The 22,906-nt window shown below is 66.4% G+C and carries 22 protein-coding genes; 6 read left to right on the top strand and 16 right to left on the bottom strand.

The window, feature by feature from the left end:
• Positions 1-13 precede the first annotated feature (13 nt).
• Positions 14-862: an EamA family transporter gene (locus H9639_RS13765; protein WP_318242095.1), complete on the top strand. Its 849-nt coding sequence runs from the start codon at positions 14-16 to the stop codon at positions 860-862.
• A 22-nt stretch (positions 863-884) separates the two neighbouring features.
• Here H9639_RS13765 and H9639_RS13760 read toward each other — a convergent pair whose 3' ends face one another.
• From H9639_RS13760 to H9639_RS13740, 5 genes are all read right to left on the bottom strand, one after another.
• A complete protein-coding gene (locus tag H9639_RS13760; RefSeq protein WP_191808641.1) occupies positions 885-1,694 on the bottom strand; it encodes a hypothetical protein in 810 nt (269 codons plus the stop codon).
• A 140-nt stretch (positions 1,695-1,834) separates the two neighbouring features.
• Positions 1,835-2,911: a 2,3-butanediol dehydrogenase gene (locus H9639_RS13755; protein ID WP_191808640.1), complete on the bottom strand. Its 1,077-nt coding sequence runs from the start codon at positions 2,909-2,911 to the stop codon at positions 1,835-1,837.
• A 120-nt stretch (positions 2,912-3,031) separates the two neighbouring features.
• Positions 3,032-3,394: a cupin domain-containing protein gene (locus H9639_RS17080; protein ID WP_191808639.1), complete on the bottom strand. Its 363-nt coding sequence runs from the start codon at positions 3,392-3,394 to the stop codon at positions 3,032-3,034.
• Between the two features lie 240 nt (positions 3,395-3,634).
• Positions 3,635-4,708 carry a DNA polymerase IV gene (locus H9639_RS13745; protein ID WP_449657900.1) on the bottom strand — a complete coding sequence of 358 codons (1,074 nt, stop codon included), beginning with the start codon at positions 4,706-4,708 and terminating at the stop codon, positions 3,635-3,637.
• A 61-nt stretch (positions 4,709-4,769) separates the two neighbouring features.
• The gene (locus H9639_RS13740) at positions 4,770-5,789 is read right to left on the bottom strand and encodes an NADPH:quinone reductase (RefSeq protein WP_191808638.1); all 1,020 of its coding nucleotides are present in this window, start codon (positions 5,787-5,789) and stop codon (positions 4,770-4,772) included.
• A gap of 157 nt (positions 5,790-5,946) precedes the next feature.
• Here H9639_RS13740 and H9639_RS13735 point away from each other — a divergent pair, with 157 nt between their 5' ends.
• The gene (locus H9639_RS13735; protein WP_191808637.1) at positions 5,947-6,501 is read left to right on the top strand and encodes a hypothetical protein; all 555 of its coding nucleotides are present in this window, start codon (positions 5,947-5,949) and stop codon (positions 6,499-6,501) included.
• A gap of 94 nt (positions 6,502-6,595) precedes the next feature.
• Here H9639_RS13735 and H9639_RS13730 read toward each other — a convergent pair whose 3' ends face one another.
• From H9639_RS13730 to H9639_RS13715, 4 genes are all read right to left on the bottom strand, one after another.
• Complete coding sequence (locus H9639_RS13730) at positions 6,596-7,471, bottom strand: LysR family transcriptional regulator (RefSeq protein WP_191808636.1); 876 nt, start codon at positions 7,469-7,471, stop codon at positions 6,596-6,598.
• 118 nt (positions 7,472-7,589) lie between these two features.
• On the bottom strand, positions 7,590-8,636 hold the full coding sequence (locus H9639_RS13725) for a quercetin 2,3-dioxygenase (RefSeq protein WP_225219595.1): 1,047 nt from the start codon (positions 8,634-8,636) through the stop codon (positions 7,590-7,592).
• Positions 8,617-9,627, bottom strand: coding sequence for an alpha/beta hydrolase (locus tag H9639_RS13720; protein ID WP_191808635.1), 1,011 nt, complete (start codon positions 9,625-9,627; stop codon positions 8,617-8,619). The genes H9639_RS13725 and H9639_RS13720 overlap by 20 nt, the downstream gene beginning before the upstream one ends.
• Before the next feature lie 125 nt (positions 9,628-9,752).
• On the bottom strand, positions 9,753-11,042 hold the full coding sequence (locus H9639_RS13715; protein ID WP_191808634.1) for a hypothetical protein: 1,290 nt from the start codon (positions 11,040-11,042) through the stop codon (positions 9,753-9,755).
• A gap of 197 nt (positions 11,043-11,239) precedes the next feature.
• On the opposite strand from H9639_RS13715, the gene H9639_RS13710 reads away from it, so the two are divergent.
• From H9639_RS13710 to H9639_RS13695, 4 genes are all read left to right on the top strand, one after another.
• Entirely contained in the window at positions 11,240-11,461 is a 222-nt protein-coding gene (locus tag H9639_RS13710) for a hypothetical protein (protein ID WP_191808633.1), read from the top strand.
• 75 nt (positions 11,462-11,536) lie between these two features.
• Complete coding sequence (locus H9639_RS13705; protein ID WP_191808632.1) at positions 11,537-12,142, top strand: class I SAM-dependent methyltransferase; 606 nt, start codon at positions 11,537-11,539, stop codon at positions 12,140-12,142.
• A 199-nt stretch (positions 12,143-12,341) separates the two neighbouring features.
• Entirely contained in the window at positions 12,342-13,520 is a 1,179-nt protein-coding gene (locus tag H9639_RS13700; RefSeq protein ID WP_191808631.1) for an ATP-binding protein, read from the top strand.
• A gap of 374 nt (positions 13,521-13,894) precedes the next feature.
• Positions 13,895-15,922 carry a sialidase family protein gene (locus tag H9639_RS13695; protein WP_191808630.1) on the top strand — a complete coding sequence of 676 codons (2,028 nt, stop codon included), beginning with the start codon at positions 13,895-13,897 and terminating at the stop codon, positions 15,920-15,922.
• A gap of 97 nt (positions 15,923-16,019) precedes the next feature.
• On the opposite strand, the gene tatA is transcribed toward H9639_RS13695, so the two are convergent.
• The 7 genes from tatA to H9639_RS13660 are packed head-to-tail and all read right to left on the bottom strand — an operon-like array spanning position 16,020 to position 22,904.
• Complete coding sequence (tatA, locus tag H9639_RS13690; protein WP_191808629.1) at positions 16,020-16,343, bottom strand: Sec-independent protein translocase subunit TatA; 324 nt, start codon at positions 16,341-16,343, stop codon at positions 16,020-16,022.
• Complete coding sequence (locus H9639_RS13685; RefSeq protein ID WP_191808628.1) at positions 16,340-17,371, bottom strand: alpha/beta hydrolase; 1,032 nt, start codon at positions 17,369-17,371, stop codon at positions 16,340-16,342. The genes tatA and H9639_RS13685 overlap by 4 nt, the downstream gene beginning before the upstream one ends.
• On the bottom strand, positions 17,368-18,042 hold the full coding sequence (locus H9639_RS13680) for an N-acetylmannosamine-6-phosphate 2-epimerase (protein WP_191808627.1): 675 nt from the start codon (positions 18,040-18,042) through the stop codon (positions 17,368-17,370). Before H9639_RS13680 ends, H9639_RS13685 begins: the two co-directional genes overlap by 4 nt.
• Positions 18,035-19,003 (bottom strand): ROK family protein, encoded by a 969-nt coding sequence (locus tag H9639_RS13675; protein WP_191808626.1) that lies wholly within the window; start codon positions 19,001-19,003, stop codon positions 18,035-18,037. The genes H9639_RS13680 and H9639_RS13675 overlap by 8 nt, the downstream gene beginning before the upstream one ends.
• 5 nt (positions 19,004-19,008) lie before the next feature.
• Entirely contained in the window at positions 19,009-19,941 is a 933-nt protein-coding gene (locus H9639_RS13670) for a dihydrodipicolinate synthase family protein (RefSeq protein WP_191808625.1), read from the bottom strand.
• Positions 19,942-19,968: 27 nt separating this feature from the next.
• Positions 19,969-20,781, bottom strand: coding sequence for an ATP-binding cassette domain-containing protein (locus H9639_RS13665; RefSeq protein WP_191808624.1), 813 nt, complete (start codon positions 20,779-20,781; stop codon positions 19,969-19,971).
• The gene (locus tag H9639_RS13660; RefSeq protein ID WP_191808623.1) at positions 20,778-22,904 is read right to left on the bottom strand and encodes a dipeptide/oligopeptide/nickel ABC transporter permease/ATP-binding protein; all 2,127 of its coding nucleotides are present in this window, start codon (positions 22,902-22,904) and stop codon (positions 20,778-20,780) included. Before H9639_RS13660 ends, H9639_RS13665 begins: the two co-directional genes overlap by 4 nt.
• Positions 22,905-22,906 lie beyond the last annotated feature (2 nt).

Genomic DNA, 22,906 nt, shown 5'->3' with positions numbered 1-22,906 from the left:
GTAATTTAGCTTAGTGCTTAGCAATCGATGGATGGTCCTGCTCCTAACAGCCGCCGCGCCCTGTGTGTGGGGAACAACGTACATCGTTGCCTCCGAACTGCTCCCTGCTGATCGTCCACTGCTGGCCGCGGTCCTGCGATCCCTGCCGGCCGGGCTGCTCCTGGCAGTCCTTATTCGGAGACTGCCGCGAGGAAGCTGGTGGGCGCGCTCAGCTGTCCTGGGGGTCCTGAACATTGGGGTGTTCTTCGCCTTCCTGTTTATCGCCGCCTACCGTCTCCCCGGAGGAGCAGCGGCAACGATCGGTGCCGTGCAGCCGCTCATTGTCGCTGTCCTAGCGTCCCGTTGGATCGGTGAGAAGCTGACCCTGTCCAAGGTCGCTGCCGGCGTTATAGGTCTCGCGGGCGTCGCATTGCTGGTCCTGCAAGCTCAGGTGCGTCTCGACATGCTTGGGGTGACGGCGGCTCTGGGTGGTGCGCTCGCAATGGCCTGCGGCGTCGTACTGACCAAGAAATGGGGAAGACCTGACACACTGTTGGCCACCACTTCGTGGCAACTCATCGCCGGAGGCCTTTTCCTCGTACCCATCGCTCTCCTTGTCGAGGGTCCACCGCCGTCAAACCTGACCGTGGCCAACACCGTCGGATACCTTTACCTCGGGATTATCGGAACGGCTCTCGCTTACACACTGTGGTTTCGTGGTGTGCACCTGCTGCCGACCTCAAGTACCGCCCTACTCGGATTGCTCAGTCCACTGGTGGCCACCGTGGCAGGGTGGGCACTTCTGGAGCAGCGCCTGACCGCTGGCCAGGTGCTCGGGGCGCTCCCTCCCTTGATCCTTAGCGTGGGGCGCGGTCGCGGATAGCTCTTAGCGGAGCCCTGCCCGGCTACGGCTCCTCAGTCCCCGGCTCCACTCTCGACCAGGCGGCCGCGCCCCCGGAATCTGGAAAGACGGTTTGTTTCATGGCGCTGTTCCCGGCCACATTGGTCGAGACGTAGTACGCCAGCAGGTCAGGAACATTGGGATCGTATGGTGCATAGAGCCCCGGAGCCAGGGCCACCACCTGACCGTCCACCAGCCGGTCGCCGAGCCAGGCGGCAACGCGGTAGTCCACAGATGCGGCGTTCACCAGCAGGGGATAACCGGGGTACGCGGCGCTGATCCCGCCTTCAGCCTCCAGGGCAGGAGCGACGGGCACGGCAGCGCCGCCGGTGTCATAGGGTGCGCACCAGGTCAGGAGCTGCGCGACGGCGCCGGTCCAGGTAAAGGGATCGAAGGTCTGGGCGGTATCCCACTTATCGGTCCGCGGCACGGCGGCTTTCATGGGAACCGAGAGCTCGTCCAGCAGTGGGCCCATGTCCTGCGGGGCCTTCTGGGCTATTGTCTGGACCTGGTCGTTGAGCAGGCGGGCGGGCTCCGGGTCGACATGGATGCCGTATATCCCGGCCTCCATCCAGACAGCGGAGATCGCCTGGTACAGGGGTCCTTTGCCGCTGGTTCCAAGGAGCCCCAGGCACGCTTCCTTCTCCGGGTCCTCACCCCCCGTTTCGACGGCGGCTGAGGCGATTGCCGGGGCAGATGATGCCTGAGCGGTGGCCGGGGCAGAGGAAGGCGGGGAACTGGGCTCCGCGTCCGCCGCGCTGCAGCCGGTGAGGAGCAATAGCGCAAGGGCAGGGACAGCGACAGTTTTTCTCATGGTTCCCCCGGGACTCGTAGACAGTCGTCCCACCCTAGCGGCTCATCACCCCGGCCAGCGCCTGCCGGCTGGGGCAGGCGCTGGCTGCGGCCGCGGCAAGGACGCCGTCGGACGGTCGGGAGAACTGGCCTTCAGGGGTCTTACAAGCCCTTACCCGAGGGAGAAACCAGGATTTTCACCGCGGTTTCGTTGCGGTTGATGAGGGTGTCAAAACCCTCGTCAACCAATCCGTCAAGACCGATCTTGCCCGTAATGAACGGAGAGAGGTCGATCTTGCCGGACTCCACCAGTTCGATGGTCGCCGGATGGGAGTTGACGTAGGCGATGGTGCCGCGCAGGTCGATTTCCTTCATCACAAGCTTGTGCATGTCGAACTCAGCCCGCTTGCCCCAGATGGACACCACCACCAGCACTCCGGTGGGGCGCAGTGCGTCCATCAAGGTATCCAGGACAACCTGGACGCTGGTGCATTCAAAGGCGACGTCGGCGCCCTTCCCACCGGTAAGCTTCCGCACCTCCTCGGCCACGTCCACCTCGGAGGGGTCCAAGGCATAGTCGGCAACGCCGGCTTCGACGGCCTTCTGCCGGCGCAGCGGGCTCAGCTCGGAGATGGCCACGGTGATGCCCTGCGCCTTGAGGACCGCAGCGGTCAGGAGCCCGATCGGGCCAGCCCCGCCCACCAAGGCAACGTCACCGGCTTTAGCTCCGGAACGCTGCACAGCGTGGTAACCCACCGAGAGCGGCTCAACCAACGCGGCCTGGTCCAGCGGAACAGACTGATCGATGGGATGGACCCAGCGGCGCTGCACTACAACCTTTTCGCCCAGGCCGCCGCCCCGGCCGGCGAGGCCGATGAAGTTCATATCCGGAGAGAGGTGGTAGTCCTTGCTGTCCGGACCAGTGTTGACGTCGTCCCGAATAATGTACGGCTCGACGACGACGTGCTGGCCGACCTCCAGATCATCAACACCCTCGCCTACGGCATAGACCACACCGGAAAACTCGTGCCCCAGGGTGACGGGCAGGGTCTCACCGGAGATGGGGTGCGAATGGCCGTGCGCGGGAGCAAAGATGGGCCCCTCAAGGTACTCGTGCAGGTCGGTGCCGCAAATACCGCACCAGGCGACGTCGATCCCCACGGTTCCCGGGGCTACCTCCGGCTCCGGCACATCGTCAATCCGAATGTCTCCACGGTCGTAATAGCGCGCGGCTTTCATTGCTGCTCCTTACATCGAACTGAGCGCGGGTAAGTTCCCCCGCTCCGTTAAATGCTAGGCCGCGGACTCGGACGCGCAGGGACTGGGAAAGTGAGTTCTGCGCCACTGGCGCTGCCCGTGTCAGGGTTTGGCGTAGTCGGCGAATCCCTGCCAGTCGATGATGACGCAGGGATCGTCACCCACCACCCAGGCGTCGTGCCCGGGAGCCATGGTGGCGAAATCGCCCGGCCCGTACTCCATTTCTTCGCCGTCATTCATGACCACTTTCATCCGTCCGGAAACGAAGTACCCCATGTGGGAGGCCTGACAGCTCTCAGTTTTGGCGATGGGTTTCACGTGCAGAGACCAGCGCCATCCGGGGAGGAAGGTGGCGCGGCCAACGGCGCCCTGTTCCAGATTGACGAGTTGAAGTTGGCCCGTGTTCCCTTCGAAAGGACGCGTCTCCTCCGGTGAATCCAAGCTTTTGCGAACTAAACCGGGCATCATGACCTCCTGTGGTCGATCCAGCTGGTTGTCCTGGGTAGGCTCCGAAAAACTGCGCTGCGGCGGTTTTATACCTCCCGGATTGCTCGATTATTCGCCTGGTTCCGGATCCAGCCCCGCCTTTGCAGGGCACCCGGCGCGCTGAGCTACCACTTCGATTAAAAGACCCAACCGAACCACTTGCCTAGGGCTCTCCGGTTCCGGTTCACCGCTCCAAACGGGAGGAACCGGCCGACGCCGTCACCAACCACCGCGTGTGGGTGTGTGGCCCTTCCGGGCGTCGTCGGGCATGGCCATTTCGGCGCGCAGGCCCAGCAGGCGGATCGGGCGGCCGGCTTCAATTGCACCGGCCAGATCCAGGGCCCGGGCCAGGACCTCGTCCCGGTCGAAGGTTTCGGGAATCTTCCGGGCGTGGGTTTTGGTGGTGAACGGCGCGTAGCGGACCTTGAGGGTCAGCCCAATCACCGGCCGTCCCTCGGCCGCCACGTCCTTCAGGACGTCCCCGGCCAGCTGCGTGACGGCGTCGTGAATCTGGGAAGGTTCGGTGAGGTTGGACTGGAAGGTGGTTTCCCGGCTGTGGCCGCGGGCGACCCAGGGGGTGTCATCCACTGTGCTGGAGCCGTCACCGCGCCCCAGCGATGCGTACCAGGGGCCCATCTTCGGTCCGAACTCCGGAACCAGGCTCTGCGGATCAGCTGCAGCGAGTTCGGCGACAGTCTGAATGCCGAGTTTGGCCAGCCGGCCGGAGATCTTATTGCCGACACCCCACAGCTCCTTGGTGGGCTTAGCGCCCATCACGTCGAGCCAGTTCTCTTTGGTGAGCCGGAAGACGCCGGCCGGCTTACCGAAATCGGTGGCGTTTTTGGCGCGGACCAGGGTGTCGCCGATCCCCACGCTGCAGTGCAGCTGGGTCCGCTCCAGCACGGCGACCTGGATCTGCCGGGCATACGCCTCAGGGTCTTCCGCCGTGATGCCGACGAATGCTTCGTCCCAGCCCAGGACCTGTACGACGGCGCCGGGCTGGGCCCGCAGGGTGGCCATCACGTTTTCGGAGGCCTCCAGGTAGGCCTCGGCGTCGACCGGGAGGAGAACGGCGTCGGGCACCTTCCGGGCCGCGATCCGCAGCGGCATCCCGGACCCGACGCCGAACGCCCGGGCCTCGTAGGACGCGGTGGACACCACAGCCCGTTCGGTGGGATCACCGCGGCCGCCGACGATGACCGGCTTACCCGCCAGCTCCGGGTGCCGGAGGACCTCGACGGCCGCGATGAACTGATCGAGGTCCACATGCAGCACCCAGGGGATGGAGTTCACGCGCCCAGTGTGCCCGCCCGCTACATCACTGGCAAGGACCGATGCCAGCTGCGCCGCTGGTTCAGCTCTCTTCGCTCACTCGGATGAGGACCTTACCGGTGGTGCCGTTTTCCACGGCGTCGTGCGCGGCGGCGGTTTCCTCCAGCGGGAACCAGGTCAGCGGCAGCCCGGCCGATTCGCCCACGGGAAAAACGCCGTCCCGGAGCGCGGCAGTGATGTCCTCCACGGCGGCCTGGATGGCCCGTTCGCCCACCGTGTAGATCAGCACGCCCTGCCAGCGGATGTTCTTGATGAAGCTTGCGACGATCGGGGCGGTGAACTCTTCGCCGTTGTTGTTGGCGTAGTAGGCGATGGTGCCATGGTTGGCGATCACCTCCACGTCCAGTGCCGCGTTCTGTGCCGGAGAGACCTCAACGATGTGGTGCACGCCGTCCGGGGCGATCTCGCGGATGCGCTCCGCCTGGGCGGGATCAGGGTAGCGGACGATGTGGTGCGCGCCGGCGGCGCGGGCCAGCTCAGCCTTCGCATCGTTGCTGACGGTGGCGATCACGGTAGCGCCTGCCCAGACCGCGAACTGGATCGTGGCATGTCCCACGGCTCCGGCACCGCCCTGGACCAGGATCATGCGTCCGGCGAGGGCTCCCGGGGTGAGCCGGGACGGGCCGTCCTCATGTACGGTCAGGGCGCGGTGGGCCGTCATGGCCGGGACGCCGAGGCTGGCGGCCACTTCAAAGCTGACACCTTCCGGAAGCGGCACCGCCCGGTCGGCGGGGACCACGGTGAATTCCTGGGCGGTTCCGGTCGGGCGGCGGTGGGCTGCGAGGTACAACCAGACCCTGTCGCCCACCTGCAGATCGGCCACTCCTTCACCGACGGCGTCGATCACTCCGGCGCCGTCCTGGTTCGGCACCACCTCGTCAAAGGCGATGCTGCTGCCGGCACGGGCCTTCCAGTCAGTGGGATTCACGCCCGAGGCGACAACGCGCACCCGCACTTCGCCCGGACCGGGGACGGCAGCCTCGCGCTCAGCGAGGGAAAGGACGGAGGAGGGGCCGGTGGACGAGTAAACGATTGCTTTCATGAGCGGTAGAAGACTCCCGGACGGCTTTCTATTCCCGGAGGCGAAACACGGACCCTCAGCAGGCTTCGTATATCCGGATTCGGGGCCGCTGCACCGGCTAGGCTACCTAAGGTCGCGGCGGACCAGCCGCGGGAACCGACAGCTTATTGGGGGAAGCATGACAGAGAATATCCAGCAGGGCACCAACTATGGTTCCAGCACCGGCGCTGGTCCGGCCCCGGCGGGAGCCGCAGCGGCTCCGGCACGCCCGAAGACGGTAGACCTCGCTGTCAAGATGATCATTGCCGCACTGGTGGTCTCCATCATCGCCATTCCAACCGGGATCGCGGTGTTGAACTCCGAGGAGTACCAGGCTGCACTGTTTGATGAGTTCGGCTACTACGTTGATGTGCCCGCCACCGTCGCATCGGGCATCACGTTCCTCATTATTGCGGGCGTCATCAGCGCTGCCATCAGCCTTCTGATTGCCTTCTTCATCTACCGCGGCCATAACTGGGCCCGGATTGTGCTCACCGTCTTCACCGTCCTGTCGCTGATCAACCTGAGGAGCCTGTTCGCCGACGGCGTGCCGGTGATGTCGAGTGCGCTCATGTCGCTGGCGGCGGCCGTGCTGATGCTGGCCGCGACGGTAGTGCTGTACCTGGCGCCGTCGGGAAGATACTTCACCGCGATGAAGCAGTACCGGAAGGGCAAAACAGCTCAGCTGGGCTAAGCCCTGGCCCCGCCCGGGAGGTTCGGCACTTTGGACGGAACGACGTCGACACCTCCCGGCGGGCTCTGCGGCTTCTCCGGTGCGGACTACAGGCTCAGGAGCCCGCCTGCGCTGTTGCCAGACCGATGAACTGATCCAACGCCGGTGAGGTTTTGCCTGACCGCAGGAACAATGACGTGGTGGCCGGGGGCGCGTCTTCGATCGGAATGAAGCGCAGTCCGGGGCGGTCATACGTGTCCGCCGCCGCAGTCCCGGCGATGTTGACGCCCAGGCCTGCGCTGCACAGTTCCAGGACCTCCTCGAAGTTCCGGGCAGCAGCCAGCATCCGGGGCGCGCCGCCGACGGCGTCCAAGGCCCCGAACCAGCGGGTGGATGCCTCGGTATCCCGGACGGTGACGAACGTTTCCTCCGTCAGATCGGCCAGCTTTACGGTTCCACGTCCGGCCAGCGGGTGTTCTTCGGAGGCGACGAGCACGCAGGGTTCCTGCCAGAGCGGGACAGACCGAAACTGCGGAGGCAGCTCGAGGCCGAGGTCGATGATGAAGGCGCAGTCCACCTCATTCTTTTCCAGCGCATCAAAACAATGCAGGAATCCCAGCTGCCGGATATCCCATTGCACGCGGGGCATCTGCTGGGCCGCGGCCGCCATAATCGTCCGGAAGCTCCTGCTGGACACCATCAGGCCCACCCTGAGATGGGCTTCGCCCGCGGCTTCGCCACCCCACGCCAGAACCCTGTCCATCGCCGCGGCGGCTTCCTGCGCCAGCGGCAGCAGCTCCCGCCCGTAGTCAGTAAGGGCAACGGTGCGGGAGGAACGGTGGAACACGGGGTGGCTCAGTCTGGTCTCGAGGTTGGAGATCTGCTCGCTGAGCGCCGAAGGGCTCAGATGCAGCTGCGCCGCTGCCCGCCCAAAATGCAGTTCCCGGGCAACGGCTAAGAAGCACCGGAGGTGGTGAATAGTGAGGTCCATGCTGCCGCTCGTCTGTTTGGTCAGGCCCTGCCACGAAGTGACCGGTTTGGGACCTATCCTGCCAGCAGAGTGCGCGGCAGCACGGGAGGCGTCACGCTGGCGCGGGCCGGCCAGGCGTCTACAGTCCGGTAGCCCGGACCCGTTCCGGCGGCCCGCCCACGACGACGAGGTCCAGATCCGGGGTGCCCTGGATTCCGCGCATAACCACGGAAGGATCGATCAGTCCTTCGGTGTGCACGAACTGATCAGTGGGGACCCCGGTGACGTCGAAGAACGGCTCGAAAACGTCCGATGTCAGCAGCCCGAGCATCTGGGTGTTGTGGGCAGCGATCGCGAAGCTGTGCACCGTGCCGGCCGGGGCGTGCAGAAAGTCGCCGGCCGTGAGGAGAAGCTCCTTGCCGTTGACCCACAGCCAGATGCGTCCGGTGAGGCAGAGGAAGTTCTCGGTGTGCTGCTGGTGGAAATGCCGGATGATGTAGGGCTGCGGTGCGGCCAGGGTGTTGACCGCGAAGTAGCGGCCGCCCGTGGTGCGGCCCCTGGCAGCGTAGGCATTAAGGGAATCCGGCCAGCCGAGCCGGTCGCCGCCGCGGGAGCGGAGGAAATATCCCTGGTTCGCTGCCGGGAGGGTGTCGTCCCAGGTGTCCTCAGCGGTGACGCGCGGCAGATCATGCAGCGTGGCCGAGCCGGGCAGATACAGGTCGCCTGTTCCCGCTGTGGAGTAGACATGGCGGTCCACGGTCCGGCGCGATTCGGTGAGGGCGTCAAGCGCACCGGAGGGGGCGGAATAGAACAGGATTTTGGTCATGTGGGACAGCATCCAGTAGGCCACCGGAGCGCCCTCGGGAACATGGATCGAGTCCCCAGGCACCAGGATCCGGGATTGCCCCGAGAGCCAGAACTGGGCGCTTCCCTCGACGACGAAGTACGAGCGCTGGTGCGAGGGAAGGCTGTGGAAGGGCGACTCCGCCCCACGGGGGCCGAGGATGAAGGCCGCGTCGAACAACCCGCCCGTGTCCGCGCCGCGGGCAATAACCGTCCACAGCTGGCCGTCGCACTCGTAACGCAGTCCCTCCCCGGAGGCGAGGTAGTAGGGCACAGGTTCGCCGGGCAGGGCGTTCACCACGGGCTCGAGACCGTGCATGGTCTCAAGATCGGTACTGGTCAAGGGGTTGTCCTTCCGTAGATTCTGGAGTTTCAGCGAAAAGGTGGCGGCGGAAGAAAACCTCAATGTCCTCGAAGCCGAACCCCGCCTCCTTCACATCCGGTTCAGCCGAAGTGCGCCGCAGCGAGGGCGCCGGTTCCTCGGCCAGCAGCCGCCCGTCGTCCATGACCGCTCTGAGCTGCACGTCCAGCAGGCCGGGCGGATTGAGGAATCCGTGCCGGTAGCCGTCAACGAGGTAGAGCTCGCTGGAAACACCCGCAGCGGAGAGCGCCGCATGCAGCAGCTCGCTCTGCCGGTGGGAGACCAGGGTGTCACCCGTGCCGTGCGAAATCTGGAAAGGCGGCGCGGCCGCGCTGACCCAGCTGAGCGGGCTGGCGTACCGGGCGAGGTCCGGGAGCGTGTCCGGGTGGCCACCCAGGAGCCGGGCCTCGGGCGACGATGCTCCGTTCATCCCCGGGATGGTGGCCTCAGCTTCGGCAACGACGGCGGCCAGGTCGACCGGTCCGTAGGATTCGGCTACAGCCTGCACGGCTGCACCGGGCTCACCGTCGGTAGCGGGTTCGCCGGGCAGCTGTGCAAGGTGACCGGTGAGTCCGGCCAGGGCAGCAAGATGTCCGCCCGCCGAGGCACCCCAAACCCCGACGGCGCGCGGCTCCAGGCCAAGCCGCTCCGCGCCGGCACGCAGGAAGCGGATGGCCTCCCGTACATCGAACAGCTGGGCGGGGAACAGAGCCTGTCCAGACAGCCGGTATTCGATGCTGGCGACGGCGCAGCCGGTTGCTGCGGCATGCCGGGCTAGGTCCGGTGCCAGGGTGCGGTCACCGGTGAACCAGCCGCCGCCGTGCAGCCAGAGCACCACCGGAACCCGGTTCTGCGCCCGGGGCGGATAGTAAAGATCCAGCAGCAGGTCACCGGAAGGCCGGGAGGCATAAACGATGTCCGTAACCACGCGGACCTGTCCGCCGTTGGCGGTTTCTGGATCGGACAGATTCATACGTCCATCCTGTGCGGCGGAGGACAGCGGAGGCCAGCGGGTTCTTCCGCAGCACCGTTCGGCGGTTCCGAACAGTGATTTAGGGTCGGTGGTTCCGAACCATGGTTCCGGATCGCCGGGCGGACTCAGGCTGGCTGGGAAACCGGCGATCTCCGCGGCGGCGAGGAGAAGGACCAGGCCAGCAGGCCAAGGGACATAAACGGAGCAATAAACCCTGCAGCGGCAACAGCGTTCAATCCGATGAAGGCAGCGGCCAAGCCTGCGCCAACCACCACGCAGAAACGCTGCAGTGCGGGTCCCGGGACCAGCCGGGCGCAAGGGAGGGCCAGGGCGAATCCGAAGAGTACCCCGGCAAAAACGGTCAGCGGCCACTGCGAGGGATGCCCTGCACCTGCCGCCTGGGCGGCTGCTTCGACCAGGAGACTGCCGCACACCAGAAGAGTTGACCACACAATGACCCGGCCAAACCGCCGGTGGAGCACGAACCCCACCGCCACGGCCACCGGGATGGCATTCAGTGCACCGGCGGCCAGCCCGAGGTTCATGGCGGCAGTGGAATCGGCGGCCAGCTCCGGCCAGCGGCTCCCGGTGAGCGCAAACACCGCGCAGCCCACACCAAGAAAAAGCGTCGCTAACCCAATCCCGGCAACCGCCGTCCGCAGCCTGCGCGACGGCGGTAAATGTCTGGGAGCCGCGGGTCCCGTGCGGCGGGCGGCTGTTGCTGCTTGGTAGGGGAGGGGTGCGCCGGGCCGCACCGGGCCTGCGGAGGCACTCTCCGCGGAGGCCGCGTCCGTGGTGGCCGAACCGGAAGCCCGGAGCGAAACAGCTAAGAGAGCCGCGGCGGCAAGCGGGGCAAGCAGGAAGGCGGTCAGATAAAGCACGCCCAGCGATAAGGCCGCCAACGCAGCGAGCAGGGTGGTTTTTGCTCCCCGCGCGTAGACGGATTCCGGTGGATTCCAGAGTGCGCGCACCGGGGCAATGAGGCTGACCGTTCCCGCGGTCCAGGCCGCGGCAGCCAACGGAGACCAGGCGCCGCTGAACCAGCCTGTCTGGGGGCCGGCATCGGTGAAACCGGTCGACCAGCTGGCTGCGGCCACAGTTGCCAGCCCCAGCGCGGGGACCGTGCTGACAGCGGTGAAGAAGGCAGCCGGTGCAGCCATCCGGCCGGACTGCTGCCAGAGCACAATAACGGAGAATGCCAGCCCCAGCGGGCCGACGAATACCGACGCCACGAGCCGGACGAGATCCGCCCCCGGCCACAGGATGGCGTCACTCAGCACGATGAGGGTGGAAATTAGGAACGCGGCAAGCGCTACCGCTGCGCAGACCGCGGCCCAGGAGCGGGTTGCCCTGTTCCCCAGACGTTGCGCACGCATGGACCAGGCTTCCGCAAAGGATGGGAATCTCGCGCTCATGGCTGACAACCTACCGCCGATCCGGCTTCCTGGCTGTGATTCGTGCAGACTGAATTCCGGCACTGACCGCGCACCTCCGGTGAAAGCCCTGCCAGGACCAGCCCTGCGCCCGGTGGCGTTCAATGGTTTCCGGCACCCTCACCTGGCTGGGGGAGGGGCCTGCCGCATCACGGAAGCCGGCACACTACAGTTGCACCATGCCTGAACTGGTCGAGCCCACCATCGAGCTCTACGCGGCCTGGCGTGACGCCATCGAAGAGTGGGGCCCGGGGATGCATGAGGATGGGTTCGGGCTGCTGGCCAGCGACGCCGTTGATTCCGCCGAAGGCATTGAGCGCCATGGCGGAACTATCGACGAAGCTGATGCCCCACGGTCCTCTCCCGTGCGGCGCTACTGGATCTCGCTGGTGCCGGACTAACCGATCAGCACCGGCCGGCAGAACCCCGGGCCTGGTGACAGCCACCCGCCTCCCCGGGACGCGTACGCTGGAAGGGTGCGCAAAGAAACCCTGTGGGAAGCAAAAAAACGCCAGAACCCGGACCATTCGGCCTGGTACATCGAACGCTTTGAAAAGATGCGGGAGCAGGGGGCGGACCTCGCCGGTGAAGCCCGGCTGGTTGATGCCATGCTGCCGCGCGGAGCCCGGATTCTCGACGCCGGCAGTGGCCCGGGACGGGTGGGCGGCGAACTCGCCCGCCGCGGACACGACGTCGTCGGGGTGGACGTTGACCCGGACCTGATCGCAGCCGCGAAGAAGGACTTCCCGGACGTTCCCTGGTTCACCATGGACCTGGCTGAGCTGGACCTGCCTGCCGAAGGGATCTCCGAGCCGTTCGACCTGATTGTCAGCGCCGGCAACGTGATGACCTTCCTCGCGCCGGGTACCGCACCGGACGTCCTGGCACGCATGCGCGAACATCTGGCACCAAACGGGCGGATCGTCGTCGGCTTCGGCGCCGGCCGTGGTTATGACTTTGGGACGTTCTTCGAAGACGCCTCGGCTGCCGGTCTGACGCTGCAGCAGAAGTTCTCCACCTGGGACCTGCGCCCGTTCGACGTCGAATCCGACTTCCTGGTCGCCGTCCTGGGGCGCCGCTAACCGGCGGCAGGAGGGGCAGTCGGCCTTTCCGGATCAGTATTTGGCACGGCGATGGGGGTTGCCTCACCATGTGGTTGACTACGTCCGTCATGATAATGATGTCCGCGGTTTCATTGCTGATGCCTGAGCACCAGACTGGGGCCCTAAGATTGTCTAGCGATGTATAGCTATAGTTTTATACTGGCTTAGACTTCGTTACATGCAGAGTGAGCTTAACCCCTATGCGCCCGGGTCCGGTCTCCGCCCGCCCGCTATGACCGGCCGCAAAGCCGAAATCAACGCCTTCGACCTTATCGTTGCCCGCAGTAAGCGGCAGTTGCACAGCCGGGGCATGGTACTCACCGGCCTACGGGGCGTGGGCAAGACCGTTTTGTTGAATTCGCTGCGCGCCCACGCGGACCATATGGGGTGGTTCACCATCGGGCTGGAGGGAATGTCTGGGAGCACCGGCGCCTCGATCATCCGTGAAAAACTCGCCCGTGAGCTATTGATGGCTTCGCGCAAACTCGTACGGCGGTCGGCGACCTCGAGGATCAAAGAAGCCGTGAAAACCATTAGCTCCTTCTCTGCCACGGTCGGCGTAGCAGGAGCGGAATTCGGCTTCGAAACGACGCAAGGACGGGCCGACTCGGGATCAATCGAAATCGATCTTGAGGAGATGGTCGAGGACCTCGCCCTCGCACTGAAGGAGGAACGAAGCGCGTTCGGCCTATTCATCGACGAGATGCAGGACCTGGACTCAGAGTTGCTCGCAGCCTTGATCACGGTTCAGCACCAGGCCGGCCAACGGGAATGGCCGTTCTACATCATCGGAGCCGGCCTGCCGAACCTTCCTGCAGTGCTCAGTGAAGCACGCTCCTACGCCGAGCGGCTCTTTGATTACCGCCGGATAGGCCCGCTGGATGAATCCGCTGCCCGCCAAGCACTGGAAGAACCGGCCGTAAAATTCGGCGCGCGATTTGAACCAAAAGCCGTCGAAGAACTAGCTCTGGCCGCCGTCGGCTATCCCTACTTCATTCAGGAGTATGGAAAGGCGATTTGGGATCTGGCGCCCGCGACTCCCTTTACGCAGACGGACGCCGTTCTCGCCATTGAAGCCGGACGCAGTCAGCTCGATTCCGGCTTTTTCCCTGCCCGCTGGGAACGGGCCACCAGGAGTGAACGTAATTATCTCCGCGCCATGGCACAGGACGGGGAACAGTCCTGCAGTACCAAAACTGTTGCCGAACGCCTTCAATCGAGCCACCAAAGCCTTGGGCCAGCTCGCGCAGGCCTCATTGCCAAAGGTCTCATCTACGCCCCGGAACATGGACTGGTGGCCTTCACCGTCCCTGGAATGGCCGAGTTCATCCTCCGCCAGCACGACGGGAATGAGTAGGTCGTGATCCCAAGCAGCGTCCCACATTAATTGGGTCTCTCAACCGGAGATGAGCAGATCCCCGGATCAGCGACAGCGGTGCATACCGGTGAAGCTGGTGCGGTGGTCCCTGATCAGGGCGTAATCGGCCTTCGGGTCCAGCTGTACCCGGTCGCGAGTGAAAGCAACTTTCGGTTCCGCGACGCCAAAAGCGGCGGACTGCATTGCTCCTAGTGAGACGCATCACTACGGTTGTAGGATGTCCAACGTTGGATTTCGTTCGAGCTGTGTAAAAGCCCAGTTCAGGACGGTCCCGGCGGAGGGCTGGCTCTACCGCCGGTTTGGCGGCAGCAGCCCCAAGCCGGTGTGCTCACCGGCCCAATGAAAGGACCGGAATGTCCCGAACAAACCGCCGAAGGCCCTTCAAATACCTGACCGCTGCCGCACTGGCCGGCGTGGTAGCCCTCTCCGGCATGGTGGCAGCAGCAGTCCCCGCTGCGGCAGCCCCCACCGATCCGCCCGGAACCTTCAGCGAACAGAATCTGGGCTCCACGGTTGTGAGTCCGTTTGCCGCCTACCGGATTCCGGCGCTCAGCTACCTCGGCAACGGAGTGGTAATCGCTGCCTGGGACGGACGGCCCAACAACGCGGCGGACTCGCCCAACCCCAACTCGATCGTGATGCGCCGCAGCACCGACGGCGGGGCCACCTGGGATACCCAGCGCACCATCCTGGCGGGCTTCGCGGACGCGGCCAACAACGGCGCCGGCAAGTACGGCTACAGTGATCCCAGCTTCGTCTACGACGCGGAGACCGGAAAGCTGTTCCTGTTCTCGGTGTATTCGAAGAACACCGGGTTCGGCAGCGGCTCGTTCGGCAACGATGACGCGAACCGCAACGTGCTCAGCGCCCAGGTGACCGAATCCAGCGACGGCGGCATCACCTGGGGCGAACCCCGCCTCATCACCAACGTGGTGAAGCCTGGATCAAGCACCACCAACCCACAGCCCGGGGACGTGCGCGCCATGTTCGCCAGTTCCGGCGAGGGCATCCAGCTGCGCTACGGCGCCCACGCCGGACGGTTGGTCCAGCAGTTCGCCGGGGACATCCGGCAGAGCGACGGAACCAACGCCATCCAGGCTTACAGCGTGTACTCGGACGATCATGGGGCCACCTGGGTCAAGGGCGCCAATGTCGGCACCCGGATGGACGAAAACAAGACCGTGGAGCTTTCCGACGGCCGCGTGATGCTCAACTCGCGCTCCAATAACGCAGCGGACAACGCCCGCAAGGTGGCCATCTCCAACGACGGCGGCGCCACCTATGGGCCCGTCACCCTGGACACGGCTCTGACCGACCCCGCGAACAACGCCGCGATCGCCCGGCTCTTCCCGGATGCTCCGGCCGGCAGCGACGACGCCAAAAAGCTGATCTTCACCAACGCCGACCATCCGGACAGCCGGCAGAACGTTTCCGCCCGGGTGTCCTGTGACGACGGCGCCACCTGGGGTGTGCCGCGCACCATCCGCTCCGGCTTCTCTGCCTATTCCACCGTGACCAGGCTGGAAAGCGGCCAGATCGGTGTCCTGTATGAATCGAGCTACAGCAACGGCATAACGTTCGCCAAGTTCAGTGACAGCTGGCTGAACAGCTGCACCCCGGCCCCGGCGCCCAGCACCACCACCATTGCCGGGGTGGAGATCGCCGGAACACGGATTGACACCTCCCGGGACCTCGCCGCCAACCCCTATGCGGCAGGCGAAGCAGTCAGCTACAGCTTCACCGTGACCAACAAAAACACCGGCACCGTCGCCGTCACCCCCACAGCAGGCAACTTCACGCCCCTGATCCCGTCGGGGGCGGGCAACTGCCGCTATCAGTCCCTGGCCGCGGGAGCCTCCTATACCTGCAGCACTCCGGCGCACACCGTGACAGCGGAGGAAGCCGCCCAGGGCTACTTCGTGCCCGATACCACCTGGACAGTTTCCGGTGCAGCCACCGGCACGGACCGGGTGCTCGGCTACCCGGTGGCACTCAAAGCCGGAATCCAGGCCCCGGCAGCGTCACTCGCCGGCGTGACCGTCACCGGCAGCCGCACCGATACGGCACGCAACACCGCCGCGAACCCCTACACCGCGGGTGAAACGGTTCCGTACCGGTTCGCCGTCACCAACACCGGAACAGCCGGGGCGTCCGTGACGCCCACGGCCGGCAACTTCAGCCCGTTCCTGCCGCCGGGTGCGGGCAACTGCCGTTACCAGCGCCTGGGCGCCGGTGCTGACTACACCTGTGCCACCCCCGCGCACACGGTCACCGCCGCAGATGTGGAACGCGGTTATTTTGTTCCGGACACGTCCTGGAGCGTCACCGGTGCGGGCAGCGCAGCGGGACGGCTGCTGGGCGAGCCGGTCCGGCTGAAATAACCCGCTGAACTGGCACAAGCCAGTAAAAAACTCCGGGGCTGCCGGCCACCACATGGTGTGCCGGCAGCCCCGGAGTTTTAGGACGGACTGATTCCGGCTAGCCCCGGGGGTGCGGAACGGTGCTGGCGGGAGTAACAGTGCTGGCCGGGGGAACGGTGCTGGCGGGAGAAACGGTATTCGCCGGCGCGGTGTTGACCGGGGGAACCGTTCCAGCCGGAGTAACCGGTGGAATGACGGCACCTGTGACGGGGTCAGTGACGGGCGCGGCCGGGCCGTCCTCATCCTTCAACTGCCGGACCTCAGACTTGAAGATCCGCAGGGACTGGCCGACGCTGCGCGCCAGACCGGGGAGTTTGGGTGCGCCAAACAGCAGGATTGCCAGAACGATGATGATGACAATGTGCCAGCCTTCGAGTCTCATATCAGTGAGCCTTCCGCGGAATTTTTGGTGGTGGAGGGGGTGGAAATCTGGGTAACTCCGGCAGCCGGAGCCGGGCCGGGCGCGGGAACGGTTGCCGAGGACGTACCGTGCAGCGCCCGGTTCAGCGCCCGGTCCCGGTCCCGCAGGCACTGACTGCCTGCAGCAGAGTCCGGACAGTTCAGCTCAAAGCCGTGATAGGCACCGGGATAAACGTGCAGCTCGGCGGGAACCCCGGCCTGGAGCAGCCGCACCGCAAAGGCGATGTCCTCGTCCCGGAACAGGTCCAGTTCACCGGTCTGGATCAGGGTGGCCGGCAGGCCGGAAAGGTCCTGCGCCAGCGCCGGTGCCGCGTACGCAGACGGATCAGACGCCGCTGCGCCCAGATAGCAGTTCCACGCGAACTCGCTGTGGGCGCGGTTCCAGGTGGGAATGGACGTGAATTCGCGGGCCGAACCGGAGCTGTGCGTCGGATCGAGCATGGGGTACATCAGATAGAGGTACGCGAGCGGCGGTCCGCTCCGGTCCCGGTGCAGCAGCGCCAGCCCGGTAGCCAGTCCGGCGCCGGCACTGGAGCCGGCCAGGGCTACGCGCTGCGGATCCACACCCAGACCCTCCGCCGCGCCTAACAGCCACTGCAGCCCCGCCAACGCGTCCTCCAGGGCAGCCGGAAACGGATGCTCCGGTGCCAGCCGGTAGTCAACGGCCACCACCACCGCTGCGGTACGGGCGCACAGGGCCGCACAGTACACGGTATCCAGCTCCACGCTGCCGGCGATCATTCCGCCGCCATGGAGCCAGAACACTGCCGGGTGCGGGCCCGGTCCGGACGGGGTGAACACCCGCAGGCTTGTGCCGTCCGCCGAGACGTCCCGGACCTCCACACCTGCCGGGAGGACTGCGGCCGCCGGCGCCTCGGCACGGGCGCGGAACTCTGCCAGTTCAGCCAGCGTCAGCGGCGGCGGAAACGCCTCCGAATACGCCAGCCCCGGCAGCAGTTCCGGGTCCACCCGGTCCCAAAAGGAGCTCACCGCACCAGCGCGTCAGCGAACCAGCTGGTAATGGTGGCCGGATGGGTGATCGCAGTGCCCACAACGACGGCGAATGCTCCCGCGTCCAGTGCGGCGCGGCCCTGTGCCGGGGTGTGGATCCGGCCCTCGGCGACGACGGGAAGTCCCAGGTCCAGGGCCGCGAGTTCGTGGAGGAACTCCAGGTCCGGGCCGGAGGTCTTCTCCCGCTCGCCGGTATAACCGGCGAGGGTGGTGCCGATGATGTCCGCGCCGGCCTCAGCGGCAGCAACGGCGTCGGCCACGGACCCGCAGTCGGCCATCACCAGGGCGGGGGACTGTTCGTGCACGCCGGCTATGGTCTGCGCCAGGGAGAGCCCGTCCGGGCGTCCGCGGCGGGTGCCATCCAGTGCCACGATGTGCGCACCGGCGCTGGCACAGGCCAGGGCATGGTGCAGCGTGGGGGTGATGAAAACGCCGTCGTGGCCGTCTTTCCACAGCCCGATCACCGGAACTTCGACGGCGGAGCGTGCCGCCTGGATATCGCTCAGTCCCTGCACCCGCACCGCGGCCGCGCCGCCGGTCACGGCGGACTGGGCCACCTGCGCCATGGTGCGCGGATCACGCATCGGTTCGCCCGGGTAGGCCTGGCAGGACACGATCAGAGAGGAGCGGAGGGCTTCGAGCTTAAACATGGGTGCCTTCGATAGCGGGGAGGAGATTCAGGGCCCGGCGGGCGGCACCGCGGATGGCCGCCGTCGTGCCGAGCTGTGCGGGAACAATCCGCAGGGCGGCCAGCGGGGGCAGCAGCTCGCGGCGGGCCTCGGCTTCCATGACGTCCCACCAGAGCGGGCCCGCAAACGCCAGCCCGCCGCCCACCACAACGACGGCGGGGTCCAGGATGTTGGCGAGCCCGCCGATCGCGGACCCGGCTGCGGCCGCGCCGCGGCGGATGGCCTCCGACGCGGTGGGATCGCCGTCGGCCGCCAGCCGGTACACACCGCGGGTGTCCGCCGGGCCGGACTCAGCGGTGCTTCCGCCCAGCCGGCGGTAGAGCGCGTGGATGGCCGGCCCGGAGGCCACGGCCTCCACATGCCCGGAACCGGCACAGCTGCAGGGCAGCGGCTGGCCGGCCTCGACGGCAAACGGGGACGCGAAGTGGCCCACATGACCGGCCGTGAAGCTGGCGCCTTCGATGCATTCGCCGTTCAGCACATAGCCGCCGCCCACACCCGTGCCCATGCCGATGAACAGGACGCTGGGCACGCCCGCGCCGGCGCCGAGCCAGCTCTCGCCGAGGGCATGGGCATGGACGTCGTTCAGTGCGGTGGCCGGCAGACCCGTCCGCGTGGAGAGTTCGTCCGTTAGCGCTGTCCCGGCCCAGCCGCGGATGGCGTCGGTGGCGGACACCACGACGCCCCGGCCGGAGTCGATCACCCCGGCCGAGCCGATGCCCAGCGCGTCGACGTCCAGGCCGAACCGGTGCGCCTCGCCCTGGAGGGACCGGACCAGTGCGGCGGTATTTTCAAGGACCGCAGCCGCACCCGACTGCGCGGGCGTGGCGACGGCTGCGGAGAACACAACGTTCCCCGCGCCGTCGACAATGCCGCCCGCGGTCTTGGTGCCGCCCAGGTCGATCCCGATGACGTGGCGCATGGAACTCAGAGGAGTCCGTTGTGTTCGAGGACCGTGCGGATCACAGCGGTCTCGGCTTCATTGAGCGCCAGCATGGGAGCGGACATCACGTTCGTTTCGATGACGCCCATCAGCATCAGCGCGGTCTTGAACGCGCCCAGCCCTGCGGCGCCCGGGGAAACCCGGCCCGGGGTGGGTGCGTAGACAATGTTGAACAGGTTGGCCAGCCGGTCCTGGATCCGCGCGGCTTCGGCGTAGTCACCGGACTGGGCGGCCGAGTAAAGGGCCGCGTAGCCGGCCGGGTCAACGTTGCCGAGGCCGGGAACCGCGCCGTGGGCGCCGCCCAGCAGGGCACCGTCCACCACTACCTCATGGCCGGTGAATACGGCGAAGTCCGGCAGATCCTTGGTGGCCAGCAGCAGCTGGCGGAAGGAAACGTCGTCGCCGGAGGAGTCCTTTACACCCGCCAGGACGCCGTCCTGGGCCAGCTGGACCAGCATGGGCAGCGGCAGCTTGTAGTGGGTGCGGACCGGAACGTCGTAGGCGAACAGGGGGACGTCCAAGGCCGCGTGCAGGGAACGGAAGTGGGTCTCGGTTTCGGCGGCATCCGAGATGGCGTAGAACTGCGAGGTCGCCACGATGGCGTCCGCGCCCAGTTCGATCAGGCGGCGGCCTTCTTCGATGACGCGCGGGGTGGTCTGCTCACAGGCCCCGGCGATCAGGGGCACAGCGCCCGCGTTGACGCCGGCAACCGTGCGCATAATGACGTCGCGTTCCTCATTGGTCAGGTAGGGGACCTCACCGGAGGAACCGAGGATGAAGAGCCCGGACACGCCGCCTTCGAGGAGGTGCTTGATGAGCTTTTCGAGCGAGGCGGTGTCGACGGCGCCGTCTGCGGTGCGGGGGGTGACAACGGGGGGAACAACGCCGTGGAAGCGGGGCGTGGATGCATGTGACAAGGGGTTCTCCAGTGCTTGGTTCTAGTACTAAACGTGCAAAAGGCTGGGCGCTGCTCCGAGCAGGCTCTTGGTGTAATCGTTGGTGGGCCGGTCGAAGACCTCGCGGGCGGGGCCCTCCTCGACCATGCGCCCGTAATACATCACGCAGATCCGGTCCGAGACATACCGGACGGTCTGGATATCGTGCGAAATGAAGACCATGCCGAGGTTCAGTTCCCGTTTCAGGTCCGAGAGCAGGTTCAGGACCTGCGCCCGCACCGAAACGTCCAGGGCCGACGTCGGCTCGTCCGCCACGATCACCGACGGATCCAGGCACAGGGCCCGGGCGATGGCGACGCGCTGGCGCTGCCCGCCGGACACCTGGTGCGGGGTGACCTCGGCGGCGGACTGCGGCAGGCCGACCAGGCTCAGGAGCTCGCGGACCTTGGCCAGCCGGGTCTGCTGGTTGCCGATCCCGTGCACCTGCAGCGGGTCGGTCAGGATGTCCTGGATGGTCATGCGCGGGTTCAGGGCGGTGGCCGGATCCTGGAACACCACGCCGACGGCGCGGCCGAAGGTCTTCTTCGAGGAGGAAGCCCGGCTGTTCACCTTGGTTCCCTGAAAGAGGACTTCTCCGGCCGTAGGCTCCTGCAGCCCCACCAGGACAGAGGCCAGGGTGGACTTGCCGCAGCCGGACTCACCGACGATGCCCACGGTTTCCCCGCGGTGCACGGTGAAGTCCACGCCGTCCACGGCCTTGACGATGTTGGGCCGGAACAGGGACCCGGTGCGCGCCCGGTGGTGGACCTTGATGCCCTTCAGCTCCAGGACCGGGCTGTTGCTGTTATCGGTGCTGCTCATGCTTCCTGCCTTGCGCTCGTGCCGGATTCCACGAGGTCCTGGGGGCGGGACGTCTCATGGCTGGCCCAGTAGTGGTTCGTTTCGCCCACCTGGACAAACTCCAGGACCTGGTTCGGATCGGCGTCGGGCCGCAGCGACCGCTCGGCGAAACGGTCTCCCCGGGCGAAGTCGCGGGGGGAGGGAACGGTGCCCTGGATCTGGTGCAGGCGTTCGGCGCCGGCCTCAATGGACAGCACTGCACCCAACAGGCCGCGGGTGTATTCGTGCCGGGGATCGCACAGCAGGTCCGGAACGTCGCCGGACTCAACCACCTGTCCGGCGTACATCACCGTGACCCGGTGGGCCAGTGAGGCCACCAGGGCCAGGTCGTGGCTGACGAACACCATGGCGAAGCCGAGCTGTTCGCGCAGCTCGTTGAGCAGGTCAACGACCTGCTTCTGCACGGTCACATCCAGCGCGGTGGTCGGTTCGTCCGCCACCACGATCTTCGGGGACCGGGAGAGCGCCATGGCGATCAGCACACGCTGCCGCTGCCCGCCGGAAAGCTCGTGCGGGTAGCTCTTGAGCGTGCGGTCCGGATCCAGCTTCACCAGCTCGAGCAGTTCGCGCGGGCTCTTGCGGCCGCCGCGGCGGGTCAGCTGGGCCATCTGGTCCTTGATGAGCATGGACGGGTTCAGGGAGCTGAGCGCGTCCTGGTAAACCATGGCAATCTGCTCGCCGCGCAGTCCCTTGTAGAGCTGGTCGCGCTCCTTCGGGTCATTGGTGAGCAGCTCCTTGCCGTTGAACCGGATGGAACCGGTGAGCTGCGCGGTGCGGGGGAGCAGGCCCATGATCGCCAGGGAGGTGATGGACTTGCCGCAGCCCGATTCGCCGACCAGGCCCATGGTTTCGCCCTCGCGGACGGTGAAGCTGACCCGGTCCACGATGGCGGTGTCGCCGTAGCGTTCCGGGAAGCGGATGGAGAGGTCCTTCACTTCCAGGATCACCGGGGCGTCCGCGGCCACGGCGGGCAGCCGGTCGGTGCGGGACGCCTCGACGGCGGCGAGCATTTCCAGCTCGGCGGCGAGGGCTTCCAACGAGCCGGGTTTGTGAACGTTGGCGCCCAGGGAGGTCTGGGCTTCTTCCGCGGCCGGCCGGCCGCCGTCGGACTCTGTCAGCGAGGTACCGGCTGCATCCAGGGCGGAGGGCTGGGCGGCGGTGGCAACGGCCTCCACGGCGGCAGGTGCCTGTGCGCCGTTCCGGGGCTTGCGGATCCTCGGGTTGACCATGGCATCGGTCAGCCCTTCGGCGAGGATGTTCAGGGCCAGGACGGTCAGCAGGATGGTGATGCCGCCGAAGGTGGTGGGCCACCAGGAGCCGCTGAAGACGACGTTGCGGCCGTCTGCCATCACGTTGCCCCAGGATGCGGCGGGCTGCTGCACGCCGGCGCCCAGGAAGGATAGGGAGGCTTCCAGGATGATGGCGTCGGCGACCATCACGGTGGCGAAGACCAGCACGGGGGCGGCGCAGTTGCGGGCGATGTGCTTGAGCAGAATGTAGGTGCGGCTGGCGCCGATCACGCGCTCGGCGCGGACGTAGTCCTCACCGTACTGGGCCAGCACGTTCGCCCGGACCACGCGGGCCAGCTGCGGGGTGTAAACAATGGCGATCGCGAGGATGATCACCGGAACGGTGGAGCCGAAGAGGTTCAGTGAGTGGTCGCGCAGCGCGAACAGCAGGGCGGCGGCCAGAGCGATACCGGGGAAGGCCATCATGATGTCGAGGATGCGCATCACGGTTTCGCTCACGGCCTTGCGCGACGTCGCGGCGACGGCGCCGAGGATGGAGCCCAGGATCAGGGCCAGGGCGACGGCGCCGAGGCCGATGGCGATGGACACCCGGGCTCCGTAGAGCAGGCGGGAGAACACGTCGTAGCTGGAGCCGTCGGTGCCGAAGAGGTGCTCGCTGCTCGGCGGGAGCACGGGTGCGCTGGATTCGTTCTCGCCGAACGGGGCAAAGAAGGGCCCGACGATCGCGACCAGGACGATAAACGCCAGGAATCCGAGGGCGAGTTTGGAACTGAGGTTCAGAGCGGTGAAGCGTGCTCCGGTATTGCTGAGCCGTTCGGCCAGTGAGTTGCGCATGG

The sequence above is a fragment of the Arthrobacter gallicola genome (genome assembly GCF_014836775.1).
GTDB lineage: Bacteria > Actinomycetota > Actinomycetes > Actinomycetales > Micrococcaceae > Arthrobacter_B > Arthrobacter_B gallicola.
Note: the sequence above shows the minus strand (reverse complement) of the source record. Positions and strands in the feature narration are given on the sequence as shown.